Source organism: Streptomyces sp. R-07 (genome assembly GCF_049913175.1).
In the GTDB taxonomy this organism is placed as follows: Bacteria; Actinomycetota; Actinomycetes; order Streptomycetales; family Streptomycetaceae; genus Streptomyces.
In genome coordinates this window covers 4,869,614-4,893,504 of sequence record NZ_CP183978.1, presented here as the reverse complement: position 1 = coordinate 4,893,504, position 23,891 = coordinate 4,869,614, and the positions used below count along the sequence as shown (strand labels likewise).

The window sequence follows — 23,891 nt, the reverse complement described above, 5'->3', positions numbered from 1 at the left end:
CCCACCCGGTCTCCCGGGAGGGGCGGGGCCCTCTCACGTACTGCCTGTCAGGCCGCTGTGCGTGTCAGCCCGTTCAGCCCGCGAGGATGGCGCGCGCCAGCTTGGCCGTCTCGGTCGGCGTCTTGCCGACCTTGACGCCGGCGGCCTCGAGGGCCTCCTTCTTCGCCTGGGCGGTGCCGGAGGAGCCGGAGACGATGGCGCCGGCGTGGCCCATGGTCTTGCCCTCGGGCGCGGTGAAGCCCGCGACGTAGCCGACGACCGGCTTGGTGACGTTCTTCGCGATGAAGTCCGCCGCACGCTCCTCGGCGTCGCCGCCGATCTCGCCGATCATGACGATCAGCTCGGTCTCCGGGTCGGCCTCGAAGGCCGCCAGGGCGTCGATGTGCGTGGTGCCGATGACCGGGTCGCCACCGATGCCGACGGCGGACGAGAAGCCGATGTCACGGAGCTCGTACATCATCTGGTACGTCAGCGTGCCGGACTTCGAGACCAGGCCGATGCGGCCCGGCTTCGTGATGTCGCCCGGGATGATGCCGGCGTTGGACTGGCCCGGGGTGATGAGACCGGGGCAGTTCGGGCCGATGATGCGGGTCTTGTTGCCCTTCGACTGCGCGTACGCCCAGAAGGCGGCGGAGTCGTGGACGGCGATGCCCTCGGTGATGACGACGGCGAGGGGGATCTCGGCGTCGATCGCCTCGACCACGGCGGCCTTGGCGAAGGCCGGCGGGACGAAGAGGACGGAGACGTCGGCGCCCGTCTTCTCCATCGCCTCGGCGACGGAGCCGAAGACCGGGACCTCGGTGCCGTCGAAGTCGACGGACGTGCCGGCCTTGCGCGGGTTCACGCCACCGACGATGTTGGTGCCGTCACCCAGCATGAGCTTGGTGTGCTTCATGCCCGTGGCACCGGTCATGCCCTGGACGATGACCTTGCTGTCCTTGGTGAGGAAGATAGCCATGGTGTGCTTGACCTCGTCCCTTACTTCGCAGCCGCGAGCTCGGCGGCCTTGTCGGCCGCGCCGTCCATGGTGTCCACGCGCTGCACGAGCGGGTGGTTCGCGTCCGACAGGATCTTGCGACCCAGCTCCGCGTTGTTGCCGTCGAGGCGCACGACCAGCGGCTTGGTGACCTCTTCGCCCTTGGAGGCGAGCAGCTCCAGGGCCTGGACGATGCCGTTGGCGACCTCGTCACAGGCGGTGATGCCACCGAAGACGTTGACGAACACGGACTTGACGTCCGGGTCGCCCAGGATGATCTCCAGGCCGTTCGCCATGACCTCGGCGGAGGCGCCGCCACCGATGTCGAGGAAGTTGGCCGGCTTCACGCCGCCGTGGTTCTCACCGGCGTACGCGACGACGTCCAGGGTCGACATGACCAGGCCGGCGCCGTTGCCGATGATGCCGACCTCGCCGTCGAGCTTGACGTAGTTGAGGTTCTTGGCCTTGGCGGCAGCCTCGAGCGGGTTGGCTGCGGCCTTGTCCTCGAGCGCCTCGTGGTCGGGCTGACGGAAGTCGGCGTTCTCGTCGAGAGACACCTTGCCGTCCAGGGCCAGGATGTCGCCGGAGGCGACCTTGGCCAGCGGGTTGACCTCGACGAGGAGCGCGTCCTCGGCGACGAAGGTCTTCCACAGGGTCACGAGGACCTCGGCGACCTTCTCGGCCACGTCGGCCGGGAACTGCGCCAGGGCGACGATCTCGCGCGCCTTCTCGATGTCGACACCGGTGTTGGAGTCGACCGGCACCTTCGCGAGCTTCTCGGGGGTCGTCGCGGCGACCTCCTCGATGTCCATGCCACCGGCGACGGACGCCATGGCGAGGAAGGTGCGGTTGGTGCGGTCGAGGAGGTACGAGACGTAGTACTCCTCGAGGATTTCCGGAGCGGTCTCCGCGATCATCACCTTGTGGACCGTGTGGCCCTTGATGTCCATCCCGAGGATGTCCGTCGCGCGGGCGACGGCCTCGTCCGGGGTGGCGGCCAGCTTCACGCCGCCGGCCTTGCCGCGGCCGCCGACCTTCACCTGCGCCTTGACGACCGACTTGCCGCCAAGACGCTCGGTGGCCTCGCGCGCCGCCTCAGGCGTGTCGATGACTTCACCGGCCAGCACCGGTACACCGTGCTTGGCGAAGAGGTCCCTCGCCTGGTACTCGAACAGGTCCACGCGCGTCCGTCCCTTTTCTGATGATCGCGGTTCGTTGTCTGCGTGGGCGTGCCGCGAAGGGCAACGTGACTGCGCTGTCACAAGGGAGGCGTGCACGGAGTCCGTGGACGCGGCATGTCCGTCTCGCAGGTTATCCCCGAGGGCCGTGGGTCCCTAAATCGCAGATCACAACAGAGCGGTGATACGGGTCACAGACCGTAGGGGTCGGAGGGCGGTCCGTAGGGGTCGACAGGTGGGGACGTGCGGCGTTCACGGCAGGCGGGGCTTGGGCTCCCGGCTTCTCACGACGCGCCCGGAAGAGAAGTGAGGGCCTCTCGTGCACGAGTGTGATATGGGACTCAGTCGGCCTGTCGGCACCCGTGCGGGTGGTCCCGAGACGACGGAATCCGCACCCGGGCACGTCACCGTCCGGTGCCCGGCCGTCCCCTCCTCCGCACCCCGGCCCCTCACCGTCCGGTGCCCGGCCGTCCCCTCCTCCGCACCCCGGCCCCTCACCGTCCGGTGCCGGCCGTCCCCCTCCTCCGCACCCAGGCCCCTCACCGTCCGGTGCCGCCCGTCCCCCTCCTCCGCACCCAGGCCCCTCACCGTCCGGTGCCGCCCGTCCCCCTCCTCCGCACCCAGGCCCCTCACCCCTCCGGTGCCGCCCGTCCCCCTCCTCCGCACCCCGGCCCCTCACCCCTCCGGTATCGGCAGGGGTCGTTTCTCCAGGGCGGCCGCCATGATCTCCGGGAACAGGTCGGGGGTGCAGGCGAAGGCCGGGGCGCCGAGCGCGGCGAGCGCCGCCGCGTGGTCCCGGTCGTAGGCGGGGGCACCCTCGTCGGAGAGCGCGAGCAGTGCCACGAACTGAACGCCGGAGGCCTTCATCGCCGCGACCCGCTTCAGCATCTCGTCGCGGATCCCTCCCTCGTACAGATCACTGACGAGGACGACGACGGTGTCGGCGGGGCGGGTGATCTTCGACTGGCAGTAGGCGAGGGCGCGGTTGATGTCGGTGCCGCCGCCGAGCCGGGTGCCGAAGAGGACGTCGACCGGGTCGTCGAGCTGCTCGGTCAGGTCGACGACGGCGGTGTCGAAGACGACGAGCCGGGTGGCGAGCGACCGCATGGAGGCGAGCACCGCACCGAAGACGGCGGCGTGGACGACGGAGGCCGCCATGGAGCCGGACTGGTCGATGCAGAGCACCACCTCCTTCCTGACCGCCCGGGAGGCACGCCCGTGGCCGACCAGCCGCTCGGGGACGACCGTGCGGTGCTCGGGCAGGTAGTGCTTGAGGTTGGCGCGGATCGTGCGGTCCCAGTCGATGTCGCGGTGGCGGGGCCGACTGATCCGGGCGGAGCGGTCGAGCGCGCCGGTGAGGGTGGCGCGGGTGCGGGCGGCGAGGCGCTTCTCCAGCTCGTCGACGACCTTGCGCACGACGGCCCGGGCGGTCTCCCGGGTCGTCTCCGGCATCGCCTTGCCGAGGGAGAGGAGGGTGCCGACGAGGTGCACGTCAGCCTCGACGGCCTCCAGCATCTCCGGCTCCAGGAGGAGGGTGGCGATCCCGAGCCGGTCGATCGCGTCGCGCTGCATGACCTGGACGACGGAGCTCGGGAAGTACGTGCGGATGTCGCCGAGCCAGCGGGCGACGGAGGGCGCGGAGGCGCCGAGCCCGGCCGAGCGGTCGCCGCCCTCGCGGTCGTAGAGCGCGGTGAGGGCACGGTCCATGGCGGCGTCGGTACCGGTGAGCGCCCGGCCGGTACCGTCCGCTTCCGCACCGCCCAGGACGAGCCGCCAGCGCCGCAGCCGCTCGTCGCCGGTGCCACTGCTGCTGCTCATGGGGTGACCTCCCTGCCGAGGACGAGGTGGAGGAGGGGCAGCACGGCGTCGGCCCGCTCGGGGTCGGGGGTGGGGGCGAAACCGGGCGGGGAGGTGGCGTACCCGGCGGCGCGGTGGTGGTCCGGGCCGCGGGCGACGAGCTCGCCGAGGGTGCGGCGGACGCCCTTCTCGTACGTGGAGAAGGTGCGGCGCAGCAGCGGCAGGACGTCGACGAAGGCCGCGTCCGGGACGGACGTCAGCCAGGCGTCGACGAGGCCGAGGAGGCGCTCGTCATGGACGAGGAGCAGCCCGCCGCCGGAGGCCCCGCCGACGAAGCCGTCGATCCAGGCGGCGGCGTCGGCCGGCGGGGTGCCGGCCGAGAGGGCGCGGCTCATGAGCAGAGCGGCCTCCCCGTCACCGATCCGCCCCTCGTCGAGCAGAAGCCGAACGGCGCGCCCCCGGAGAACCCCGGGTATCCGCTCCCGCCCGGCAACCCGCCGCAACACCCCGCCCCACCGATCGACGAGCCCGCCACCGGGCCCACGGGCCGCGTCTCGCGGCGCGTCCGGGCGGTCCGGGGAGGTGGACCCGTCGAGGTGGTCCGGGGCGGGGGGTGCGCCCGGGTGGTTCGGGGCGGTGAGCCCGTCGAGGTGGTCCTGGATCGCGGGCGCGCCCGCGTGGTCCGGGGCCGTGGGTACGCCCGCGTGGTCCGGGGTCGCTGGCGCGCCCGGGTGGTCCTGGATCACGGGCGCGCCCGCGTGGTCCGGAGCCGCGGGTACGCCCGCGTGGTCCGGGGCGAGGGCCGCCCCCGTCCGGTCCGGGGACGGGGGCGCGTCGAGGTGGTCCTGGAGGAGGGCGATCGCGGTGTGGACGGCGTCGAGGTGGTCGCGCATCTGGGCGGCGGCGTCCGTGTCGAGTCCGGCGCAGGCGGGCGGCAGGCCGACGCAGATCCGCTCGGCGAGCCCGGCGGCGACCTCGCCGAGGGCCGCCGTGCCGGTGCCCCGGACGTCGCCGTAGCGCAGGGAGCGGGCCAGGGCCGGGAGGGCCTGGGCGAGGTGGGCGACGTCGGTGTCGAGGGCCGCCCGGTCGGCGAGCGCCCGCATGACGACGGGAAGCGCGTCGGCGAGCCCGGCGAGGAGGCACTGCTCGGCGAGGGCGGTGATGTCGGTGAGGGCCGTCGCGGCGAGGGCCCGGGACTCGGCCTTGGCGGTGGCGGCGGCCTCGACGGTGGTGCCCCAGACGCCGGCCTCGGCGACCTGGACGTGCAGCTCGGGCTCCCAGCGCAGCCGCCAGGTCTCCCGGAAGGTGCCGGTGCCGGCCCGTCCGGCGGCCGGTTCGCCCCAGTGGACGCCGAGGAGGCGCAGCCGGTGCAGCAGGCGGCTGCGCTCGCCGTCGGTCTCCTTGCGGAGGTCGAGTCCGAGCTCGCGCTCCTGGGCCTCGGGCTTGAGGCGGAGGGTGCGCTGGCGGCAGGTCAGATCGCGCTGGAGGGGTACGGCGGGGGCGGCGGCCGGAACTTCGCCGAGGACGTCGCCGACGACGAGGCGGTCGCGGACGAGGTCGAGCGGCACGTCGGAGCCCTCGCAGAGAACGGCGCGGACGGCGTCGGTCGTCTCGTCGAGGCCGGGGAGCGGCCGGCCGCGCAGCGCGGCGAGGGTCTCGGCGAGCCGGACGGCCTCGATGACGTGGGCGGGAGAGACGGGGTGGTCCTCGGCCCTGAGGAGGCGGGCGACCTTGGTCATCCAGCGTTCGACGGGCCGGTCGGGGGCGGCGAAGAGGTGTCCGTACCAGCCGGGTGCGTCGATCCCGGCGCCGTAGCCGGAGCGGCGGGCGAGCCTGCGGTGGGTCCAGGGGACCCAGGTCAGCTCGGCCTTCGCCCGGGGCAGGCCCTTCAGGAGGGCCTTGTCGGCGGCGACGGTGGTCCTGCGGGTGAGCGCGGGCACGTGCCAGGCGCCGCAGACGACGGCGACGGAGTCCCCGTACTCCTTGCGGGCGGCGCGCAGCTGAAGCCGCATGTACGCCTCGCGGACCAGGTCGCGGGGGTGGCCGCCGTCGCCGTACGTCTCGCGCAGGGCGCCCATGGCCTCGGCGAGGGCCTCGAAGGGAGCGGTGGGGTCGGCGTCGCCGCGCAGCTCGACGACGTCCTCCCACCAGCGCTCGGCGTCCTCGTACCCGGCGGCCCTGGCGAGTTCGGCGACGGGGTCGATCCGCAGGCCGCTCCCGGTGACCTCGTCCTCCCCGTCGCTCCAGGTGGGGTCGGCGGCGGCGAGGGTGTGGGCGGCGGGCAGGTCGACGAAGCGGACGGCGGCGCCGTGGTCGAGGGCCCAGCGGATCGCGACCCACTCGGGCGAGAACTCGGCCATCGGCCAGAACGCGGCGCGCCCGGGGTCGTCCACGGCGTGGGCGAGCAGTGCGACCGGCGGCCGCATCTCCGGGTCTCCGGCGAGCGCCACGAGGGCGTCGGCCTCGGCGGGACCTTCGACGAGCACGGCGGCGGGCCGCTCCGCCTCCAGGGCGGCCCGCACCCCGCGCGCGGACCCGGGCCCGTGATGCCGCACCCCGAGCAGCAAGGGCCCGACCCGGCGGCCGACGGCCCCGCTCCGCTCGGGGCCGGCCTCCGGCGGGAGACAGCCGACGGGGCCGGGCACCCCGTGACCGAGTCCCGGCGCGCGACCGACGGCGGTCCCGGGCTCGGCAGGCCCGGTTGCCGGCGCCCGGTCGGCAGGCCCGGGCTCGGCAGGCCCGGCCTCCGGTGTGCGGGTCGGGTCCGTGGCGGTGGGCGTCATGCGCTCACCTCGCGGCAGGCGCGATAGAAGTCCTTCCAGCCGTCTCTCTCCCGCACGACGGTTTCCAGGTACTCCTGCCAGACGACCCGGTCGGCCGCCGGGTCGCGGACGACTGCGCCGAGGATGCCGGCGGCGATGTCGGCGGGACGCAGGACGCCGTCGCCGAAGTGGGCGGCGAGGGCGAGTCCGCCGGTGACGACGGAGATGGCCTCGGCCGTGGAGAGCGTCCCCGAGGGGGATTTGACCCTCGTCCGGCCGTCGGTGGTGACCCCGTCCCGCAGCTCGCGGAAGACGGTGACGACCCGGCGGATCTCGTCCACGCCGTCGGGGAGGGCGGGCAGTTCGAGGGAGCGGCCGAGCTGCTCGACGCGGCGGGCGACGATGTCGACCTCGGCCTCGGGGGTCGCGGGCAGCGGGAGCACGACGGTGTTGAAGCGGCGGCGCAGGGCGCTGGAGAGCTCGTTGACGCCCCGGTCGCGGTCGTTGGCGGTGGCGATCAGGTTGAAGCCGGGGACGGCCTGCACCTCGTCTCCGAGCTCGGGGACGGGCAGGGTCTTCTCGGACAGGATCGTGATGAGCGTGTCCTGCACGTCGGCGGGGATGCGGGTGAGCTCCTCGACGCGGGCGGTCATGCCCTGGGACATCGCGCGCATGACGGGGCTGGGGACGAGGGCGTCCCTGCTGGGGCCGTGGGCGAGGAGTTGCGCGTAGTTCCAGCCGTACCGGATGGCCTCCTCGGGCGTGCCGGCGGTGCCCTGGACGAGGAGGGTGGAGTCGCCGCTGACGGCGGCGGCGAGGTGCTCGGAGACCCAGGTCTTGGCGGTGCCGGGGACGCCGAGCAGGAGCAGCGCCCGGTCGGTGGCGAGCGTGGTGACGGCGACTTCGACGATGCGGCGCGGTCCGACGTACTTGGGCGTGACGACGGTCCCGTCGGGGAGCGTGCCGCCGAGGAGGTAGGTGGCGACGGCCCACGGCGAGAGGCGCCAGCGGGCGGGCCGGGGCCGGTCGTCGGCGGCGGCGAGGGCCGCGAGTTCGTGGGCGAAGGCGTGCTCCGCGTGCGGTCGCAGGGCCTCGGTGGCGGTCTGCGGCCGTCCCGGTCCGGTGTCCGTCTCGACACCGGAACCGGGCTTCGCGATGGTTTCGGGCACGGGCATGGATCCCCCTCCAGATCGTTCGACCTGCTGTGCGATCCACCGTGCACCATGCCACTGACAATCGGCTGTCACCGCTGGTCAGGGCCGGTTGGGGAGAGGGGTGGTGAGGGAGGGTCAGCCCATGACCGGGGAGACGGCGACGCCTCGTAGGTCTCGTTCACGGACTTGTCGACCTGGTCGACGGCCTTCTCGGCGGCTTCGGAGCAGGCCCCGAGGGCGAGGCCGGTGACGGCGAGGGCCGAGACGGTCAGGGGCGTTGTCAGTGGTGGCCTCTACCGTCGATGACATGAATGCCATGGGGGTGCGCTGGACGGCGGAACAGGTGCTGGCACTGGCTCCTGACGAAGCGTCGCGCAGAGCGGGGAGCAAGCTCGGCACGGCCGGGCCCTGGTCGGAGACGGGGTGCGGCGACGGCGCCGTGTGGGGCCTGTGCAAGGGCGGCGGAAGCACGCCGTACCGGACGGTCGTCGACACCACCGGGCCCGCGTACTCCTGCGGTTGCCCCAGCCGGAAGTTCCCCTGCAAGCACGCGCTGGGCCTGCTGCTGCTCCGGGCGGCGGACGGGATCGCCGCCGAGGACTCCCCCGCACCCGACTGGGCCGCGCGGTGGCTCACCGCGCGGCGCGGCCGGGCCGCCGGCACCGGCGGGCGGGCCGGGGACGCGGCCCCGGGGGCGACGGCCGACCCCGAGGCCGCGCGCCGCAGGGCCGAGCGCAGAGCGGCCCGGATCACCTCGGGCGCACAGGAGTTGGAGCAGCGGCTCGCCGACCTGCTGCGCGGCGGCCTGGCGGCGGCCGGGCAGGCGGGGTACGGGCTGTGGGAGGAGACGGCGGCCCGCATGGTCGACGCCCAGGCTCCGGGTCTGGCGGGCCGGGTGCGGGAGTTGGGGGCCATACCGGGCTCGGGGCCGGGCTGGCCCGTGCGGCTCCTGGAGGAGTGCGCGCTGACCCATCTCCTCGACCGGGCGTGGCTGGCGGCCGACCGGCTGCCCGCCCCGTTCGCGACGACGGTACGGACCCGGGTGGGCCTCACCGCCCCGGCGGACGGCGTCCCGGTGCGCGACCACTGGCTGGTCCTCGCGCAGTACGACGCGGCCGACGCCCGGCTGACCACCCGGCGGATCTGGCTGCACGGCACGACGAGCGGGCGCACCGCGCTCCTGCTCTCCTTCGGCGCGGCGGGCAGGGCGCCCCAGCTGGCGCTCCCCGTGGGCGCGCTCCTCGACGGCGAACTGACCCCGCACACGGGCTCCGGCCAGGTGCGGGCGGAGCCGGGGGCGGAGTTCGTCCCGGTCGCGGGCCCCGTCGCGCCGCCGGCGGGCGGACCGGTCGGCGCGGCGCTGGACGCGTACGGCCGTGCGCTGTGCGATGACCCGTGGCTGGACTCGTGGCCCGTGACGCTGAGCGGGGTCGTACCGGCGCGCGCGGAGTACGGCTGGCAGCTCGCCGACGCCGACGGCCGCGAGGCGCTGCCCCTGACGCCCGCCGCCCAGTCCCGGCCCGGCCTCTGGCGCCTGATCGCCCTGTCGGGCGGCGCCCCGGTGACCGTCTTCGGGGAGTGCGGCCACCTGGGCTTCACCCCGCTCGCCGCCTGGTCACCGGATACCCCGGCCGAGACGGTCCCCCTCATATGACGCCCGCCCACCGCGCACCGGCCCACCGGAGGAGCCCGATGGACACGCCCACGACCACCTCCCCCGACACCCCCTCGCCGACGACGGAAACCCCCGCTGCCCAAGCGACAACCGCACCGCCGGCAGCGGGAACGGCCGACGACCCGACCGCTCCGCCCACTCCCGGCGACCACGACGCAAGCCGTCCGACCACCGCCGCCCCGGGGACCCCGGCCACCACCGCGCACGCCGCACCGGGGGCCCCCGCCGCCGCCGAGGACGCCGCACCGGGGACCCCGGCCACCACCGAGGACGGCTCTCCCGGCCCGCAGGTCGGTCTCCTCGCCGACTGCACGACCGCACCGACGGCAACCGGAACGGCAGACGGCCCGCCCGCGCCGACCGCTCCCGGAACCGCCGACGACGACGCGCGTCTGTGGGAGGAGCTCGTCAGTTCGGCGTTGCTCGGGACGGACCGGCGGCCTCCCGCCGGGCTCGCGGGTTCCGTGGCCGCCCGCGACAGGCCGGGTGCGCTGCTCGACGCCGCCGCGCTGCACACCGTACGGCGCAGGGCGGGGCTGCGGCCCGGGCCCGCCGCGGCCCTGCCGGAGCCCGCGCCCGAAGACCCGCGCCCGCCACTGCCCGAGGCCGCCCGGCTGCGGCTCGACCAGCTGCTCGCCGGCCGGGCCGCGCCCTCGCCCGCAGGACGGCGCGGGGCCGCACCCGACCTCGCCGAGCTGCTCCCCCAGTGGCTGGCCCTCGCCAACCGGCACGGCTACAAGGCCTCGCCCGCCGCGCTGCCCGCGCTGCTCGACGCGGCCAGGGCCCGCACCGATCTGCGGCCCCAGGCGCTCCGGCTCGCCGGCCCGCGCGGTCTGTGGCTGGCGCGGCTCAATCCCGAGTGGCGGTTCGCCCTCCGGGGCACGGGCGCGGGCGGCAACCTGCCGTCCCCGGGGGACGCGGAGGGGGTCCGCGCCCTGTGGGACGAGGGCCTGTTCGCCGAGCGGGTCGCCCTGCTCGCCGCCGTACGGACCGAGGATCCGGCCGCCGGTCTCGCGCTGCTCGCGTCGACCTGGCCGACCGAGCGGGCGGAGGACCGGTTGATGTTCCTGGACTCGCTGCGTACCGGACTCTCCGACGCCGACGAGGAGTTCCTGGAGGAGGCCCTCGGCGACCGCAGCCGTAATGTCCGGGCCACCGCCGCCGAGCTGCTCTCCGCCCTGCCGGCCTCCGCTCTCGCGGGCCGGATGGCGGGCCGGGCCGCCACCTGCGTCGGCCTGGACCGGACGGCCCCGACACCGACGATCGCCGTCGAGGCCCCGCACGAGTGCGACGCGGCGATGCAGCGGGACGGCCTGGTGGCGACGCCGCCGACGGGCCGGGGCGAGCGTTCCTGGTGGCTGGGCCAGCTCGTCGAGGCGGCGCCGCTGCCGTCCTGGCCGGCCAGGTTCGGGGGGCGTGGCCCGGAGGAGATCGTGGCGCTGCCGGTCGCCGACGACTGGCAGGGCGAGCTGCACGCCGCCTGGTGCCGGGCCGCCGTGCGGCAGCGGGACCCGGCTTGGTCGCGCGCGCTGCTCGGTTCCCCGGCGGTCCCGCCCGCGACGGGCCCCGGCACCTCGTCGCTGGCCGAGCGCGCCCAGCTCCTTTCGACGCTGCCCGTGGAGGAACGGGCGGGCTGGGTCGCCTCGTTCGTCGCGGCCCACGGGCTGTCCGAGGCGTTCCAGCTGCTCGGTGTCTGCGCCGTTCCGTGGGCGGAGCCGCTCGGCGTGGCGGTGATCGACGCGCTCGACATCGCGCGGGAGGCGGGCAGTTACCCGTGGAGCTTCAGCGGGGTGATGGGCCTGGCGGAGCGCTGCCTCGCCCCGGAGGCTGCGCGGCAGCTGGAGTCCCTGACGGCCCGTCCCGACGAGGCGGAGGACAGCTCCCCCGGCGCGGGCGACTACTGGTCGGAAGCCTTCCAGCGCCTGGTCTCCACGCTCCGGCTCCGCGCGGCGATGCGCGCCGAACTCACGCCGCCACCGCCGCCGGACTCCGTACTGCCTGCCCGCTGATACGCCGAAGGGCCCTCCCCTGCGGGAGGGCCCTGACAGCGAGGTGCGGACCGTGCCGCGGACCTGGACCGTCCCGGTACCGGGTCCGGCCTTGGTCCGCCGGAGAGGACCTACACGGCGACGCGGACGTTCGCGTTCACCCAGTCGACGATGGACGTGGTCGTCGCGCCCGGCGTGAAGATCTCCGCCACGCCCTTCTCCTTCAGCGGGGCGATGTCCGCGTCGGGGATGATGCCGCCGCCGAAGACCTTGATGTCCTCCGCGTCGCGGTCCTTGAGGAGCTCCAGGACCTTCACGAACAGCGTGTTGTGCGCTCCGGAGAGGATCGAGAGGCCGATCGCGTCGGCGTCCTCCTGGATCGCGGTGTCGACGATCTGCTCGGGCGTCTGGTGGAGCCCGGTGTAGATGACCTCCATGCCGGCGTCGCGAAGCGCCCGCGCGATCACCTTGGCCCCGCGATCGTGGCCGTCGAGACCCGGCTTGGCGACGACCACGCGGATCGGACCGCTCACACCCATCACTGCCTCCACATGCGACCCCCGCGCCTGATTGCCGGGGAGGTGAACGAACGTTATCTCCAGCATCTCGCACCCGGCCGTTTCGCGGTGGCGCACGAGGGGGAAATCACACGTGGGACATGTTCGCTCTGCGCCGTCCCCGCTTACGGGCCCTCCTCCTGGGCCCACCAGCCGCAAGCGGGGCCGGTCGCGAAGGGAGCCGCGACGAGGTCGCCGCGCCCCCGTGCCGCCGTCCGTGCGGCACGGGGGCGCGGCGGACCGGCGTAGCGTCCGGCCCCGCGTGCCGTTCGGGAGGCCGGCCATGGAGCTCGCCAAGGTCACCGCCCTGATGAAGGCCACCGCGCTGGAAGTCGCGATCCTCACCGGCCATCTCGTCCTCTACCCGTCCGGGATCGTCGCCGAGCGCCTCTCCCCCACCGCGAACCCGACCAGGGACCCGGCCACGGACCGGACCACGGACCCGACGGCCACGGACCGGACCTCGGACCGGACCACGGACCCGACGGCCACGGACCCCATCGTGCGCCCCACGGCGATCGCCCCCGGCACCCGCCCGGTCGTCCTCCTGCACGGCTTCGTCGACAACCGTTCGGTCTTCGTGCTGCTGCGCCGCTCCCTCACCCGGCACGGCCGTGACTGCGTCGAGTCGCTCAACTACTCACCGCTCACCTGCGACCTGCGGGCCGCCGCCGAGCTGCTCGGCCGCCGGGTGGACGAGATCCGCGCCCGCACCGGACACGCCGAGGTCGACATCGTCGGGCACAGCCTGGGCGGTCTCATCGCCCGCTATTACGTGCAGCGCCTGGGCGGTGACACGCGGGTGCGCACCCTCGTCATGCTCGGCACCCCGCACTCGGGGACCACGGTGGCCCCGCTCGCCGACGCGCATCCGCTGGTGCGGCAGATGCGGCCCGGTTCGGAGGTTCTGCGGGAGCTCGCCGGTCCCGCGCCGGGCTGCCGGACGCGGTTCGTGAGCTTCTGGAGCGATCTGGACCAGGTGATGGTGCCGGTGGAGACCGCCTGCCTCGACCACCCCGACCTGCTCGTGCACAACGTGCGGGTGAGCGGGATCGGCCATCTCGCGCTGCCCGTGCATCCGACGGTGGCCGCCGGGGTCCGGGAAGCCCTCGACGCGGGCGGACCGGTCGTCTCCGGGACGCGGGAGGAGGGGCCGGGCGCCACCTCCGTCGCCTGACCGCGCGACACCATTCTTCGAACGTTCATCGAACACAAGGCCAAAGCTCTCCACCCGACCTGGCGAAACACGGCCGATTGCCCGTTTCCTGCGGGCGCAAACCCCTCCGAAGATTGTCCGCCGCGCATACCGCCGGGTACAGTCGCGCCACTGCTTACCCCCGGGACACCCCTCACGGGCCCGCCCCGGACTGGTCCTGCTGCCGAGGCGAGAGAGACGTTGGTGAACGACCAGCACCCCCACGCCGGGTACGTCGGAGACGGCGCCCACACCACTGGCAGTTTCGCCATCGACCCGCTGTTCGGCGCCTACCCCGGCGGTCAGGCCGACCACAGCGGCCAGTGGGACCTCGGTCAGTACGGGGCCACCGGCACGTACGCGACGACGGGGCAGTACGACACCACCACCGGGCAGTACGACACCACCGGCACCGGGCAGTACGACACGACCGGCCAGTGGGACACCACGGGCCAGTGGAACGCCGCCGCCACCTCCTACGAGGCCACCGGCACCTACGCGACCACCACGGCGCAGTACGACACCACCGGGCAGTGGGACGCCTCCGCCTGGACCGAGGCCCAGCACACCGGCCAGTACGACACCGCACACGCCGGCGCCTACGCCGCCCAGGGCGCGTACGGCTACGAGGCCTACGACGCCACCGGCCAGTGGGCCGCCCCCGCCTTCGCGACCGAGACCGGCGCCTTCGACGCGACCGCGTGGAACCACGCGACCCCGGAGCCCGAGCCGGTCGTCCCCCAGCAGTACACCCCGCACGCCGAGCACACCGCCGAGTTCGCCTTCGAGTACGTCCCCGAGGGACACACGGGGCACGAGGGGCTCCCCTCCGACGCGGCGGACGAGAACTACCCGGCGTACGACGCCGAAGGGGCCTACTCCGGATACGAGGCCGAGGAGTCCTACGACCCGGCCGAGACCGACGGCCCGGCCGGTGCCCCGGAAGCCCTCGAGGACGGCGAGGACGAGGCGTACGAGTCGTACGAGGACCACGACCTGCCGAGCGGCGAGCCGGCCGTCGAGGTCCGTACCGATTCACCCCTCGCCGGCCGCCCCGTGCGCCGCTCCTCCGGTGGCAGCCGCGGCCGCCGCCGTACCCCCGCCAAGCGGTCCGCGCTGCTGACCGTCGCCGTCCCCTCCGCCTGCGTCATGGGTGTCGCCGGCATCGCCGCCGCCTCGGTCAGCGGGCTCACCGGCCCCACCACGACCGGCGGGCAGAAGGAAGACACGACCGCGCTCGCCGCCGCCGACCCGTCCTCCGTCAAGCAGGTCGCCGCCAACAGCGCGCTCGACACCCAGCTCGCCGCGCTCAGCGCCGACGCCCGCGACTTCGGCGACCGCGCCAGCCGCACCCAGGAGCGCATCGACCTCCGGGCCCGCCAGGCGGCCGACAAGAAGAAGCGCGAGGAGGAGGCGGCCCGCAAGGAGGCGCTGCGCCCCAAGTTCCTGCTGCCGGTGAAGCTCCACGAGCTCAGCGCGCGCTTCGGACAGTCGGGCGTCAACTGGATGTCGGTGCACACGGGCATCGACTTCCCCGTGCAGTACGGCACTCCCGTGATGGCCGCGACCGACGGCACCGTCCGCACCCAGTGGAACAGCGCCTACGGCAACATGGCGATCGTGACCGCGCCCGACGGCACCGAGACCTGGTACTGCCACCTGAGCAGCACCAAGCTCCGCTCGGGCTACGTCAAGGCCGGCGACGTCATCGCCTACTCCGGCAACTCCGGCAACTCCACCGGCCCGCACCTCCACTTCGAGGTCCGGCCCGGCGGCGGCTCCGCGATCGACCCGCTGCCCTGGCTGCGCAGCCACGGCCTCGATCCGACCAGCTGACCTCCGTACGTACGAGAAGGGGCCCCGGCGCGAAGCCGGGGCCCCTTCTCGTACGCGCTACAGCTTCTCGACCGGCGCGTACCGCAGCAGCAGTCGCTTCGGCTTCTCGTCGCCGAAGTCGATCGTCGCCTGGGCGTCCGAACCCGCACCGGTCACCGTCATGACCGTGCCCAGCCCGAACTGGTCGTGCGTGACGCGGTCGCCGACCTGGAGGGAGATCACCGGCTTCTCGCCGGCGCGCCGGGTGGCGAAGCCGGAGGGGCCGGAGCGCGAGCGGGAGGAGGAGAGCGAGGAGGTGATCCCCGAGGTGGGCCCGGCGGGCTTCGCCATCGGACCGGTCCGCTTCCACTCCAGGTACGCGGGCGGGATCTCCTCCAGGAAGCGCGAGGCCGGGTTGTACGAGGGCTGACCCCACGCGCTGCGCATCGACGAGCGGGTGAGGTAGAGCCGCTCACGCGCGCGCGTGATGCCCACGTACGCGAGGCGTCGCTCCTCCTCCAGCTCCTTCGCCTGCCCGAGGGCACGCATGTGCGGGAAGACGCCGTCCTCCATGCCCGTGAGGAACACGACCGGGAATTCGAGGCCCTTGGCGGTGTGCAGCGTCATCAGCGTGATGACGCCGCGGCCCTCCTCGTCCTCGTCCGGGATCTGGTCGGAGTCGGCGACGAGAGCCACCTTCTCCAGGAACTCGGCGAGGGTCGCGGGCTCCTCGCCGCGCTCCTGCTCGAACTCGAGGGCGACGGCGGCGAGTTCCTGGAGGTTCTCGATCCGGGTCTCGTCCTGCGGGTCGGTCGAGGCCTGGAGCTCGGCCAGGTAGCCGGTCCGCTCCAGGACGGCCTCCAGGACGACGGCGGGGCCGGCGCCGGACTCGACGACGGTCCGCAGCTCGTCCATGAGCGCGTTGAACCGCTTCACGGCGTTCGCCGAGCGCGCGGCCATGCCGTACGCCTCGTCGACCCGCTTGAGGGCCTGCGGGAAGGTGATCTTCTCGCGCAGGGAGAGGGCGTCGATCATCGCCTCGGCTCGCTCGCCGATGCCCCGCTTGGGAACGTTGAGGATGCGGCGCAGCGGCACGTTGTCCTCGGGGTTGGCGAGGACGCGGAGGTACGCGAGGACGTCCCGGACCTCCTTGCGCTCGTAGAAGCGCACGCCGCCGACGACCTTGTAGGGCAGTCCGACGCGGATGAAGATCTCTTCGAAGACACGCGACTGGGCGTTGGTCCGGTAGAAGACGGCGACGTCCCCGGCCTTGGCCTCGCCCGCGTCCGTGAGCCGGTCGATCTCGTCGGCGACGAACTGGGCCTCGTCGTGCTCGGTGTCGGCGACGTAGCCCGTGATCTGCGATCCCGCGCCCGCGTTCGTCCACAGGTTCTTGGGGCGGCGGGACTCGTTGCGCTCGATGACGGCGTTGGCGGCGGAGAGGATCGTCTGGGTGGAGCGGTAGTTCTGCTCCAGGAGGATCGTCGTCGCGTCCGGGTAGTCCTCCTCGAACTGGAGGATGTTGCGGATGGTCGCGCCGCGGAAGGCGTAGATCGACTGGTCTGCGTCACCGACGACGCACAGCTCCGCCGGGCCGAGGTCCTCGTAGCCGGTGCCGACGAGCTCGCGCACGAGGGTGTACTGGGCGTGGTTGGTGTCCTGGTACTCGTCGACCAGCACGTGGCGGAAGCGGCGGCGGTAGTGCTCGGCGACGTCCGGGAACGCCTGGAGCAGGTGGACCGTCGTCATGATGATGTCGTCGAAGTCCAGGGCGTTGGCCTCGCGCAGCCGCGCCTGGTACATCCGGTACGCCTCGGCGAGCGTCTTCTCGAAGCCGTCGGCGGCCTGGTCGGCGAAGGTCTCCTCGTCGATCAGCTCGTTCTTGAGGTTGGAGATCTTGGCGCTGAACGACTTCGGCGGGAACTTCTTCGGGTCGAGGTCCAGGTCCCGGCAGACCAGCGACATCAGCCGCTTCGAGTCGGCGGCGTCGTAGATCGAGAAGGAGGAGGTGAAGCCGAGCTTCTTCGACTCGCGGCGCAGGATGCGGACGCAGGCGCTGTGGAAGGTCATGACCCACATGGCGTTGGCGCGCGGTCCGACGAGCTGCTCGACGCGCTCCTTCATCTCGCCGGCGGCCTTGTTCGTGAAGGTGATCGCCAGTATCTGGCCGGGGTGCACGTGCCGCGTGCCCAGGAGGTGGGCGATGCGGTGGGTGAGGACCCGGGTCTTGCCGGAGCCGGCGCCGGCGACGATGAGCAGCGGGGTGTCGGTGTGGACGACGGCGGCACGCTGCTGCTCGTTCAGCCCCTCCAGGAGCGCGGCGGCGTCCACGACGGGGCGGTGGGCGCCGTCGCGGTAGTAGGCGTCCCGGGCGGGCGGGGGCGCGTCGAAGTGCTCCCCGAAGAGGTCGTGCGGGACCTCCTCCACGGCCGGGGAGCCGTGCTCGTGCTCCTCGGGGTGGGGCGGGGGCTCCTCCGAGGAGTGGTTCTGGAGGCCGGCCAGGAAGCTGTCGTCAAAGAGGCTGCTCATCGCCTCACGAGTCTAGGACGCCCCACCGACATCCGGGCCCGCCTTCGGCACGGTCTCTGTGGAAGGGCTCACACCCAGAGGGTCGCGATGAAGATGTTCGCCGTGGTCAGGCCGCCGACGGCGACGAAGAGGCCCTTGTCGACCTTCTCCTCGTCCCGCTTGACGTAGACGAGGCCGAGGACGACGACGAGGATCGCCAGCTTGATGCCGATCTTGAGGTTGTTCACGGTCTGGTCGTCGGCCTGGTTGAGGCCGACGAGCGCGACGCCCGTGACCAGCATGGTCAGCGCGCCGTGCAGCATCGCGGGGCTGAAGCGGGCCGTACCGGCGCCCATCGCCTTCATCTGGGTGAGGAAACCGCCGAGGAGGGAGGCGATACCGACGATGTGCAGGGCGACGAAGACATTGATGAGTACGTCCATGTGCCGGAGCCTAACGGGGGCCCTGCCACCGCTCCCCGACCGGGTGGGCGGATCCCGAACCCGGGCGTCGGCCCCCTCCTCGGCCGGGTGGGGATGCCCACCCCGGGCACCTGCGCGGCTCCCGGCCAAGTGGGCGGATGCCGACCGAGGGCCTAGCAGCGCTCCCCCGACGGGTCCACTGCTTCCGGCGCTTCGGTCGGCGGCCGCCGGAATGCCCCCGACCTCTCACTCCGGGCGAAAGAGATCGGTCCCCGACACGTCAACTGACGCCAATAGCGGTCAACTCCCCGTCCGGCCGTGACCCCCGGTTTAGCGTCCTCCACCAGGTGACCGGCTCCCCACCACCGTCGGCGATCCGGCGGCCGTCGGTCACCCCCGCCGAGAAACCCGGCGGCGGTCCGTCTCCCCTGTGCGGCCCGCCGTCGGCCCGGCGGGCACCGTACCCCTCAGGGAAGAGGATGTGACCCGCCCTCGTGGCAGCGCACCGGAAGTCCAAACAGTCCCCCCTCGGTGGCCAGGCGATCCGCACCGCCGCCACCCTCGCCCTCGCCTCGGCGGCGACGGCGACGCTCTTCGAAGGGTCCGGACACGCGGACCCCCGGCCCACCACCGCCCAGGTCAAGGCGAAGGTCGACCGGCTCTACGAGGAGGCCGAGGTCGCGACGGAGCGGTACAACGGGGCGAAGGAGAAGGCCGACGAGGCGCGCGCCGCCTTCGACCGGCTGCGCGACGAGGCCGCCCGCAGGACCCAGCGCCTCAACACCGCCCGGGACGCGCTCGGGGCCATGGCCACCGCCCAGTACCGCTCCGGAGGGCTCGACCCCGCGGTGCAGCTCGCCCTCACCTCGAACCCGGACCAGTACCTGGAGCGGGCCGCGCTCGCCGAGAAGGCCGGGGACCGGCAGGCCGCCGCCGTCACGGCCGTCCGGCGCGAGCTCGCCGCGATCCGGCAGCTGCGCGGCGAGTCGGCGGGAAAGCTCACCGCCCTGCGCGGGCACGAGGCGGAGCTGCGGCGGCAGAAGGCCGCCGTCGTCGGCAAGCTGGCGGAGGCCAGGACGCTGCTCGCCCGGCTGACCGAGGAGGAACGCGCACAGTACGAGGCGGCCGCCGCGGCCCGGGACGGCTCCGGCGCCTCCACGCGGGCCGACGGCGCGAGCGGCACGGGCGCGGCGAGCGACTCCGCGACGGTGCGGGCCGATCGCTCCTCGGGCGGCGAACGCGGGCCGGTGACCGCCCCGAACGCCCGGGCCGCCGAAGCCATCTCCTTCGCCCGCGCCCAGCTCGGCAAGCCGTACGTGTGGGGGGCGACGGGCCCCTCCGCGTACGACTGCTCCGGTCTCACCCAGGCGGCCTGGCGCGCCGCAGGCGTCGCCCTGCCCCGCACGACGTACACCCAGATCAACGCCGGACAGCGGGTCTCCCGCTCCCAGCTCGCCCCCGGTGACCTGATCTTCTTCTACTCCGGGATCAGCCACGTCGGTCTCTACATCGGCGGCGGCCAGATGATCCACGCCCCCCGGCCGGGCGCCCCGGTGCGCATCGCACCCATCGACGAGATGCCCTTCGCCGGGGCGACCCGGGTCGGCTGAGCCCCGCTCAGACCAGGCGGCGGGCGGTGGCCCAGCGGGTGAGCTCGTGGCGGTTGGAGAGCTGGAGCTTCCGCAGCACCGCCGAGACGTGCGACTCGACCGTCTTCACCGAGATGTAGAGCTGCTTGGCGATCTCCTTGTACGCGTATCCCCGGGCGATCAGCCGCAGCACCTCCCGCTCCCGCTGGGTGAGCCGGTCGAGGTCCTCGTCCACCGGGGGCGCGTCCGTCGACGCGAAGGCGTCCAGGACGAAGCCGGCGAGACGCGGCGAGAAGACGGCGTCGCCTTCCTGGACGCGGAAGATCGAGTCGACCAGGTCGGTGCCGGTGATCGTCTTGGTGACATAGCCGCGGGCACCGCCCCGGATCACCCCGATGACGTCCTCGGCCGCGTCCGAGACCGACAGGGCCAGGAAGCGGACCGGGTCCTCGGGCGCGCCCATCAGGCTCGCGCAGCGCCGCAGCACCTCGACCCCGCCGCCGCCCGGCAGGTGCACGTCGAGGAGGACGACCTCGGGGCGGGTCGCGGTGATGACCGTGACCGCCTGGTCGACGTCGGCGGCCTCGCCGACCACCTCGACGCCGGTGACCTCGGTCCGGCCGATCTCGGCCTGGACCCCGGTGCGGAACATCCGGTGGTCGTCGACGAGCACCACCCGCACCCGGCGCTCCGTGCCCGGCGCCCCCGCATCGGTTCCGGTCGCTGCTCCGGTCTCGTCGCTCATCCGTCCGCCCTCTCCATCTCGAGCTCCACTTCGGTGCCCCCGCCCTGCGGTGACCGCAGCCGGGCCGTACCGCCGTTGCGCTGCATACGGCCGATGATCGATTCTCGTACGCCCATCCGGTCCTCGGGGACCGCGTCCAGGTCGAAGCCCGGTCCCCGGTCCCGCACCGAGACGAAGACCTTGCGCCCCTCCACCTCGGCGTACACCTGCACGGCCCCGCCCTCGCCACCGTACTTGGCGGCGTTGACCATCGCCTCGCGCGCGGCCTGCATCTGCGCGGCCAGTTTCTCGTCGAGGGGGCAGTCGCCGACGACGACCACCTCCAGCGGGACCCCGTGCTTGTCCTCGACCTCGGCCGCCGCTCTCCTCACCGCCTCCGCGAGGGTCTCGGGCTCCTCGTCCCGGCCGGTGCCCTCGGGCTTGTAGAGCCAGTTCCGCAGCTCTCGCTCCTGCGCGCGGGCGAGGCGACGCACCTCGCCGGCGTCGTCGGCGTTGCGCTGGATCAGGGTGAGGGTGTGCAGCACGGAGTCGTGGACGTGGGCCGCGACCTCGGCGCGCTCCTGGGCACGGATGCGCATGGTCCGCTCGTCGTTGAGGTCCTGCGACATGCGGACCAGCCAGGGCCCGGCGAGGAGCGCTATGCCGGTGAGGACCGCGACGGCGGCGGTGACGGCCGTGCCCAGCTGGGCGACGGAGCCGCGGACCACCACGAAGATCGCGAGCCCGGTGCCGACGAGGCCGACGCCGACGAGGCCGCGGACGAGCTGGATCGCGCGCTTGCGGCGCCCGGGGTCGGTCCAGCTGGCCCGGCGGGCGTTGTCCGCCTGGCGCCAGACGAGGACGACGCCCACGGCGATGAGGATCAGCGGCCATATGTACCGCCCGGTCTCGCTGTCCACGCTGATGTTCCCGACGAGGGCCGCGAGGCCGATGCCGAGCGCGATCAGGGCGACGACCTGGCCGCGGTCGGGCTTGCGCAGTCTGCGGCGCCCGTCCGAGGTGGTCTCGAAGAGGGAGCGCGGGGCCGACCGGCCGCCGACGCCGAGCGGGACGACGATCCAGAAGACCGCGTAGAGCACGATGCCGAGACCGTTCGAGAACGACAGCACCACGAACAGCGCGCGCACCCAGACGACCGGCAGGCCGAGGTGGCCCGCGAGGCCGCGCGCGACACCGCCGAGCCACCGCCCGTCGGCGCTCCGGTAGAGCCTGCGCACGGGCGGTTCGTCGGTCTCGGTGACGCGAGCGGTTGCGGACATGCACCGATCGTCACACGTTCGGCCCGCCCCGGACATCAGGGTCGGCCCTGAGATCGTCCCTGGTACGGACTCGGGGACGGCGGCCCCGCGAATATCAGGGTCGGGCCAGGGTCGGCCCCGGTGCCGCCGGGCGTCACGGGCCGTCACCATGGAGGCATGACGAGTTCGATGCCTTCGCAGCACGAGGCCCCGCCGCCGGCGGAGGCCGATCCCGCCCCGCCGCTCCGGCGCTCGCGCGGAAGCAACGTCGTGGGCGGCGTCTGCGGAGGCCTCGGGCGGCACTTCGACCTCGACCCGGTGATCTTCCGGGTGGTGATCGGCGTGCTCGCGGTGGCGGGCGGCCTGGGCCTCGTGTTCTACGGCTTCGCGTGGCTGCTGATCCCGCTCGCGGGCGAGGAGGACAGCGAGGGGCGCCGGCTGCTGACGGGCCGGGTCTCCGGGGCTTCCCTGGCGGCCCTGCTGATGGCGCTGATCGGCTGCGGGATCTTCCTGTCGACGCTGCACAGCGGGACGGTGCTGGGCTTCACGCTGACCCTGTCGCTCGCGGTGTGCGGGGCGGCGGTCTGGTCGCAGCGGCGGCGTAGCGGCGGCGAGACCGAGGGCAGACCGGACGCGCCGACGGGCCTCGCGGTCGCCGAGGCACCGCCCGAGACCAAGGCCCCGCCGCTCGCCGAGTTCCCCTCGTGGTGGAAGGACCCGATCGTCAAGGACGGCTCGACGGGCAAGGTGGCCGTCGGCTACCTGTGGGGTCCGCACGGAATCCTGGACGAGGACGGCCGGGTGAACGGCGAGGTGCCGAAGCCGGGCAGCCAGTGGGGCCCCGGCCCGGCGGAGCCCGGGCGTCCGACGCCCTCGGTCCGCCGGAGCCCGCTCTCCATCGGGGGGCTCGTCTTCCTGCTCGCCCTGCTGGCGGGCGGGCTCGGCACGGGCCTGACGTGGGACACCCACCCGCTGGGCACCAGCCTGCAGATCGGTCTGGCCGCCGCGCTCGCCGTGTTCGGCCTGGGCCTCGTCGTCAGCAGTTTCCTCGGGCGGACCGGTTTCGGCACGGTCTTCCTGACCGTGGTCACGGCGGGCCTGCTTGCGATGGCCTCGGCGCTGCCGGACCGGATCAGCACGGAATGGGTCCGCGAGACGTGGCGGCCCGCTTCGGTCGCCGCCGTGCAGCCGGACTACGAACTGGGCACGGGGGTCGGCACGCTCGACCTGTCCGGGCTCCCGCTCCCGGCCGGCACGACAGTGGTCACCCGCGCCGAGGTGGGCGCCGGGCAGCTCAAGGTGATCGTCCCGAAGGGCGCGGTGGTGAAGCTGCACGCCCAGGTGGGCCTGGGCGATCTGCAGCTGCCGGACGCACCCGCCGGCGACATCGACGTCGCGCCGGACCGTGACGTGACCCGGACGCTCACCCCGCCGGCCGGGACCACCCCGGCGGGCACCCTGGACCTCTCGCTGGAGGTCGGACTCGGACAGGTGGAGGTCACCCGTGCTGCTTCATGAGTTCCGCCCCGGCCGGCTGCTCGTCGGCCTGACCGCCCTCGCCCTGGCCGCCGCCTACGCGGGCGACGCCGCCGGGGCCTGGACGACCCCGTGGTACGCGGTGATCCCCGTGCTCTGCGGCGGCCTGGGCACCGCCGCCCTCGCGACCTGGGTCGCCTATCGAATACGGCGCCGTTCGTCGAGGAGCCGGTCCAGCGAGAGCACCGGGGCCCCGGCCAGCAGCAGCGGGAGCCAGGACATCAGATAGGCCAGGTCGTTGCCGAGGTAGTACGGGTGGACCTGCCAGCTCACGGTCAGCCAGAGGCTCAGCGAGATCAGCGCGCCGCCGAGCGCCGCCAGTCGGGCGAAGAGACCGAAGAGGGTCCCGAGCCCGACGGCGAGCTCTCCGAAGGCGATGGCGTATCCGAAGCCGGCCGGGTTCCTGAGGGCGATGTCGACGAGAGCGGGGATCGCGGAGGTGTCGCGGACGCCGCGCATCATCTCGCCGATGGAGCCGCTGCCGGTGTCGGCGAAGAAGGCGGAGTCGGTGAGTTTGTCGAGCCCGGCGTAGACGAAGGTGACCCCGAGGAAGATCCGCAGCGGAAGGAGGGCATAGCGGGAGGCGATCGCCTTCCACTGGTCGAAGGTGGGCTTCCGCTCGACGAAGCGCCCGGCACCGCCGTTCCCGCCGACGCCGCCGGTCTCGCCAGGGCCGTCGGTGCCGCCCGGGCCGCGCGCCCCACCGGTCCCACCCGGGCCGCCGGTCCCACCCGGGCCGCCGGTCCCACCCCGGTC

Annotated in this window: 17 protein-coding genes; 6 read left to right on the top strand and 11 right to left on the bottom strand. The window is 73.7% G+C overall.

Annotation, left to right across the window (positions count from 1 at the left end; all coding sequences use genetic code 11):
- Positions 1-73: 73 nt before the first annotated feature.
- The 5 genes from sucD to ACN9M0_RS22470 form a co-directional block, all read right to left on the bottom strand.
- Entirely contained in the window at positions 74-958 is an 885-nt protein-coding gene (gene sucD / locus ACN9M0_RS22490; protein ID WP_366039901.1) for a succinate--CoA ligase subunit alpha, read from the bottom strand.
- A gap of 20 nt (positions 959-978) precedes the next feature.
- Complete coding sequence (sucC, locus tag ACN9M0_RS22485; RefSeq protein ID WP_366039902.1) at positions 979-2,157, bottom strand: ADP-forming succinate--CoA ligase subunit beta; 1,179 nt, start codon at positions 2,155-2,157, stop codon at positions 979-981.
- Between the two features lie 672 nt (positions 2,158-2,829).
- Complete coding sequence (locus ACN9M0_RS22480) at positions 2,830-3,972, bottom strand: VWA domain-containing protein (RefSeq protein ID WP_399695883.1); 1,143 nt, start codon at positions 3,970-3,972, stop codon at positions 2,830-2,832.
- Positions 3,969-6,734, bottom strand: a complete 2,766-nt coding sequence (locus ACN9M0_RS22475; RefSeq protein WP_426404097.1) for a DUF5682 family protein — start codon at positions 6,732-6,734, stop codon at positions 3,969-3,971. The genes ACN9M0_RS22480 and ACN9M0_RS22475 overlap by 4 nt, the downstream gene beginning before the upstream one ends.
- On the bottom strand, positions 6,731-7,888 hold the full coding sequence (locus ACN9M0_RS22470) for an ATP-binding protein (protein WP_366039905.1): 1,158 nt from the start codon (positions 7,886-7,888) through the stop codon (positions 6,731-6,733). The genes ACN9M0_RS22475 and ACN9M0_RS22470 overlap by 4 nt, the downstream gene beginning before the upstream one ends.
- Positions 7,889-8,174: 286 nt before the next feature.
- Here ACN9M0_RS22470 and ACN9M0_RS22465 point away from each other — a divergent pair, with 286 nt between their 5' ends.
- Entirely contained in the window at positions 8,175-9,521 is a 1,347-nt protein-coding gene (locus ACN9M0_RS22465; RefSeq protein WP_366039906.1) for an SWIM zinc finger family protein, read from the top strand.
- A 38-nt stretch (positions 9,522-9,559) separates the two neighbouring features.
- Positions 9,560-11,551 carry a DUF5691 domain-containing protein gene (locus ACN9M0_RS22460; RefSeq protein ID WP_426404096.1) on the top strand — a complete coding sequence of 664 codons (1,992 nt, stop codon included), beginning with the start codon at positions 9,560-9,562 and terminating at the stop codon, positions 11,549-11,551.
- A 110-nt stretch (positions 11,552-11,661) separates the two neighbouring features.
- On the opposite strand, the gene ACN9M0_RS22455 is transcribed toward ACN9M0_RS22460, so the two are convergent.
- Positions 11,662-12,069: a cobalamin B12-binding domain-containing protein gene (locus ACN9M0_RS22455; protein WP_366039908.1), complete on the bottom strand. Its 408-nt coding sequence runs from the start codon at positions 12,067-12,069 to the stop codon at positions 11,662-11,664.
- A gap of 301 nt (positions 12,070-12,370) precedes the next feature.
- On the opposite strand from ACN9M0_RS22455, the gene ACN9M0_RS22450 reads away from it, so the two are divergent.
- The gene (locus ACN9M0_RS22450) at positions 12,371-13,264 is read left to right on the top strand and encodes a lipase family alpha/beta hydrolase (RefSeq protein WP_426404095.1); all 894 of its coding nucleotides are present in this window, start codon (positions 12,371-12,373) and stop codon (positions 13,262-13,264) included.
- Between the two features lie 222 nt (positions 13,265-13,486).
- Positions 13,487-15,118, top strand: coding sequence for a M23 family metallopeptidase (locus tag ACN9M0_RS22445; protein WP_426404094.1), 1,632 nt, complete (start codon positions 13,487-13,489; stop codon positions 15,116-15,118).
- Between the two features lie 57 nt (positions 15,119-15,175).
- On the opposite strand, the gene pcrA is transcribed toward ACN9M0_RS22445, so the two are convergent.
- Together pcrA and ACN9M0_RS22435 are read right to left on the bottom strand one after the other, a co-directional pair.
- The gene (gene pcrA / locus ACN9M0_RS22440) at positions 15,176-17,626 is read right to left on the bottom strand and encodes a DNA helicase PcrA (RefSeq protein ID WP_366039911.1); all 2,451 of its coding nucleotides are present in this window, start codon (positions 17,624-17,626) and stop codon (positions 15,176-15,178) included.
- Between the two features lie 68 nt (positions 17,627-17,694).
- Entirely contained in the window at positions 17,695-18,048 is a 354-nt protein-coding gene (locus ACN9M0_RS22435; RefSeq protein WP_426404093.1) for a hypothetical protein, read from the bottom strand.
- Between the two features lie 473 nt (positions 18,049-18,521).
- Between ACN9M0_RS22435 and ACN9M0_RS22430 the strand changes: the two genes are divergently transcribed.
- Positions 18,522-19,637, top strand: coding sequence for a C40 family peptidase (locus ACN9M0_RS22430; RefSeq protein WP_399695875.1), 1,116 nt, complete (start codon positions 18,522-18,524; stop codon positions 19,635-19,637).
- Between the two features lie 7 nt (positions 19,638-19,644).
- On the opposite strand, the gene ACN9M0_RS22425 is transcribed toward ACN9M0_RS22430, so the two are convergent.
- Both ACN9M0_RS22425 and ACN9M0_RS22420 read right to left on the bottom strand, forming a co-directional pair.
- The gene (locus ACN9M0_RS22425) at positions 19,645-20,361 is read right to left on the bottom strand and encodes a response regulator transcription factor (protein ID WP_366039914.1); all 717 of its coding nucleotides are present in this window, start codon (positions 20,359-20,361) and stop codon (positions 19,645-19,647) included.
- Positions 20,358-21,620: a PspC domain-containing protein gene (locus ACN9M0_RS22420; protein ID WP_426404092.1), complete on the bottom strand. Its 1,263-nt coding sequence runs from the start codon at positions 21,618-21,620 to the stop codon at positions 20,358-20,360. The genes ACN9M0_RS22425 and ACN9M0_RS22420 overlap by 4 nt, the downstream gene beginning before the upstream one ends.
- Before the next feature lie 156 nt (positions 21,621-21,776).
- Here ACN9M0_RS22420 and ACN9M0_RS22415 point away from each other — a divergent pair, with 156 nt between their 5' ends.
- Positions 21,777-23,117 (top strand): PspC domain-containing protein, encoded by a 1,341-nt coding sequence (locus tag ACN9M0_RS22415; protein ID WP_426404091.1) that lies wholly within the window; start codon positions 21,777-21,779, stop codon positions 23,115-23,117.
- Positions 23,118-23,273: 156 nt separating this feature from the next.
- Here ACN9M0_RS22415 and ACN9M0_RS22410 read toward each other — a convergent pair whose 3' ends face one another.
- Positions 23,274-23,723 carry a DoxX family protein gene (locus ACN9M0_RS22410; RefSeq protein WP_366039925.1) on the bottom strand — a complete coding sequence of 150 codons (450 nt, stop codon included), beginning with the start codon at positions 23,721-23,723 and terminating at the stop codon, positions 23,274-23,276.
- Positions 23,724-23,891: the final 168 nt, after the last annotated feature.

Excerpts from the sequence above, each read along its gene's own strand:
- ACN9M0_RS22435 (WP_426404093.1), bottom strand. The coding sequence starts at position 18,048 with ATGGACGTACTCATCAATGTCTTCGTCGCCCTGCACATCGTCGGTATC.
- pcrA (WP_366039911.1), bottom strand. The coding sequence starts at position 17,626 with ATGAGCAGCCTCTTTGACGACAGCTTCCTGGCCGGCCTCCAGAACCAC.
- sucD (WP_366039901.1), bottom strand. The coding sequence starts at position 958 with ATGGCTATCTTCCTCACCAAGGACAGCAAGGTCATCGTCCAGGGCATG.
- ACN9M0_RS22415 (WP_426404091.1), top strand. The coding sequence starts at position 21,777 with ATGACGAGTTCGATGCCTTCGCAGCACGAGGCCCCGCCGCCGGCGGAG.
- ACN9M0_RS22450 (WP_426404095.1), top strand. The coding sequence starts at position 12,371 with ATGGAGCTCGCCAAGGTCACCGCCCTGATGAAGGCCACCGCGCTGGAA.
- ACN9M0_RS22425 (WP_366039914.1), bottom strand. The coding sequence starts at position 20,361 with ATGAGCGACGAGACCGGAGCAGCGACCGGAACCGATGCGGGGGCGCCG.
- ACN9M0_RS22460 (WP_426404096.1), top strand. The coding sequence starts at position 9,560 with ATGGACACGCCCACGACCACCTCCCCCGACACCCCCTCGCCGACGACG.
- ACN9M0_RS22465 (WP_366039906.1), top strand. The coding sequence starts at position 8,175 with ATGAATGCCATGGGGGTGCGCTGGACGGCGGAACAGGTGCTGGCACTG.
- ACN9M0_RS22475 (WP_426404097.1), bottom strand. The coding sequence starts at position 6,734 with ATGACGCCCACCGCCACGGACCCGACCCGCACACCGGAGGCCGGGCCT.
- ACN9M0_RS22480 (WP_399695883.1), bottom strand. The coding sequence starts at position 3,972 with ATGAGCAGCAGCAGTGGCACCGGCGACGAGCGGCTGCGGCGCTGGCGG.
- ACN9M0_RS22455 (WP_366039908.1), bottom strand. The coding sequence starts at position 12,069 with ATGGGTGTGAGCGGTCCGATCCGCGTGGTCGTCGCCAAGCCGGGTCTC.
- ACN9M0_RS22470 (WP_366039905.1), bottom strand. The coding sequence starts at position 7,888 with ATGCCCGTGCCCGAAACCATCGCGAAGCCCGGTTCCGGTGTCGAGACG.
- ACN9M0_RS22420 (WP_426404092.1), bottom strand. The coding sequence starts at position 21,620 with ATGTCCGCAACCGCTCGCGTCACCGAGACCGACGAACCGCCCGTGCGC.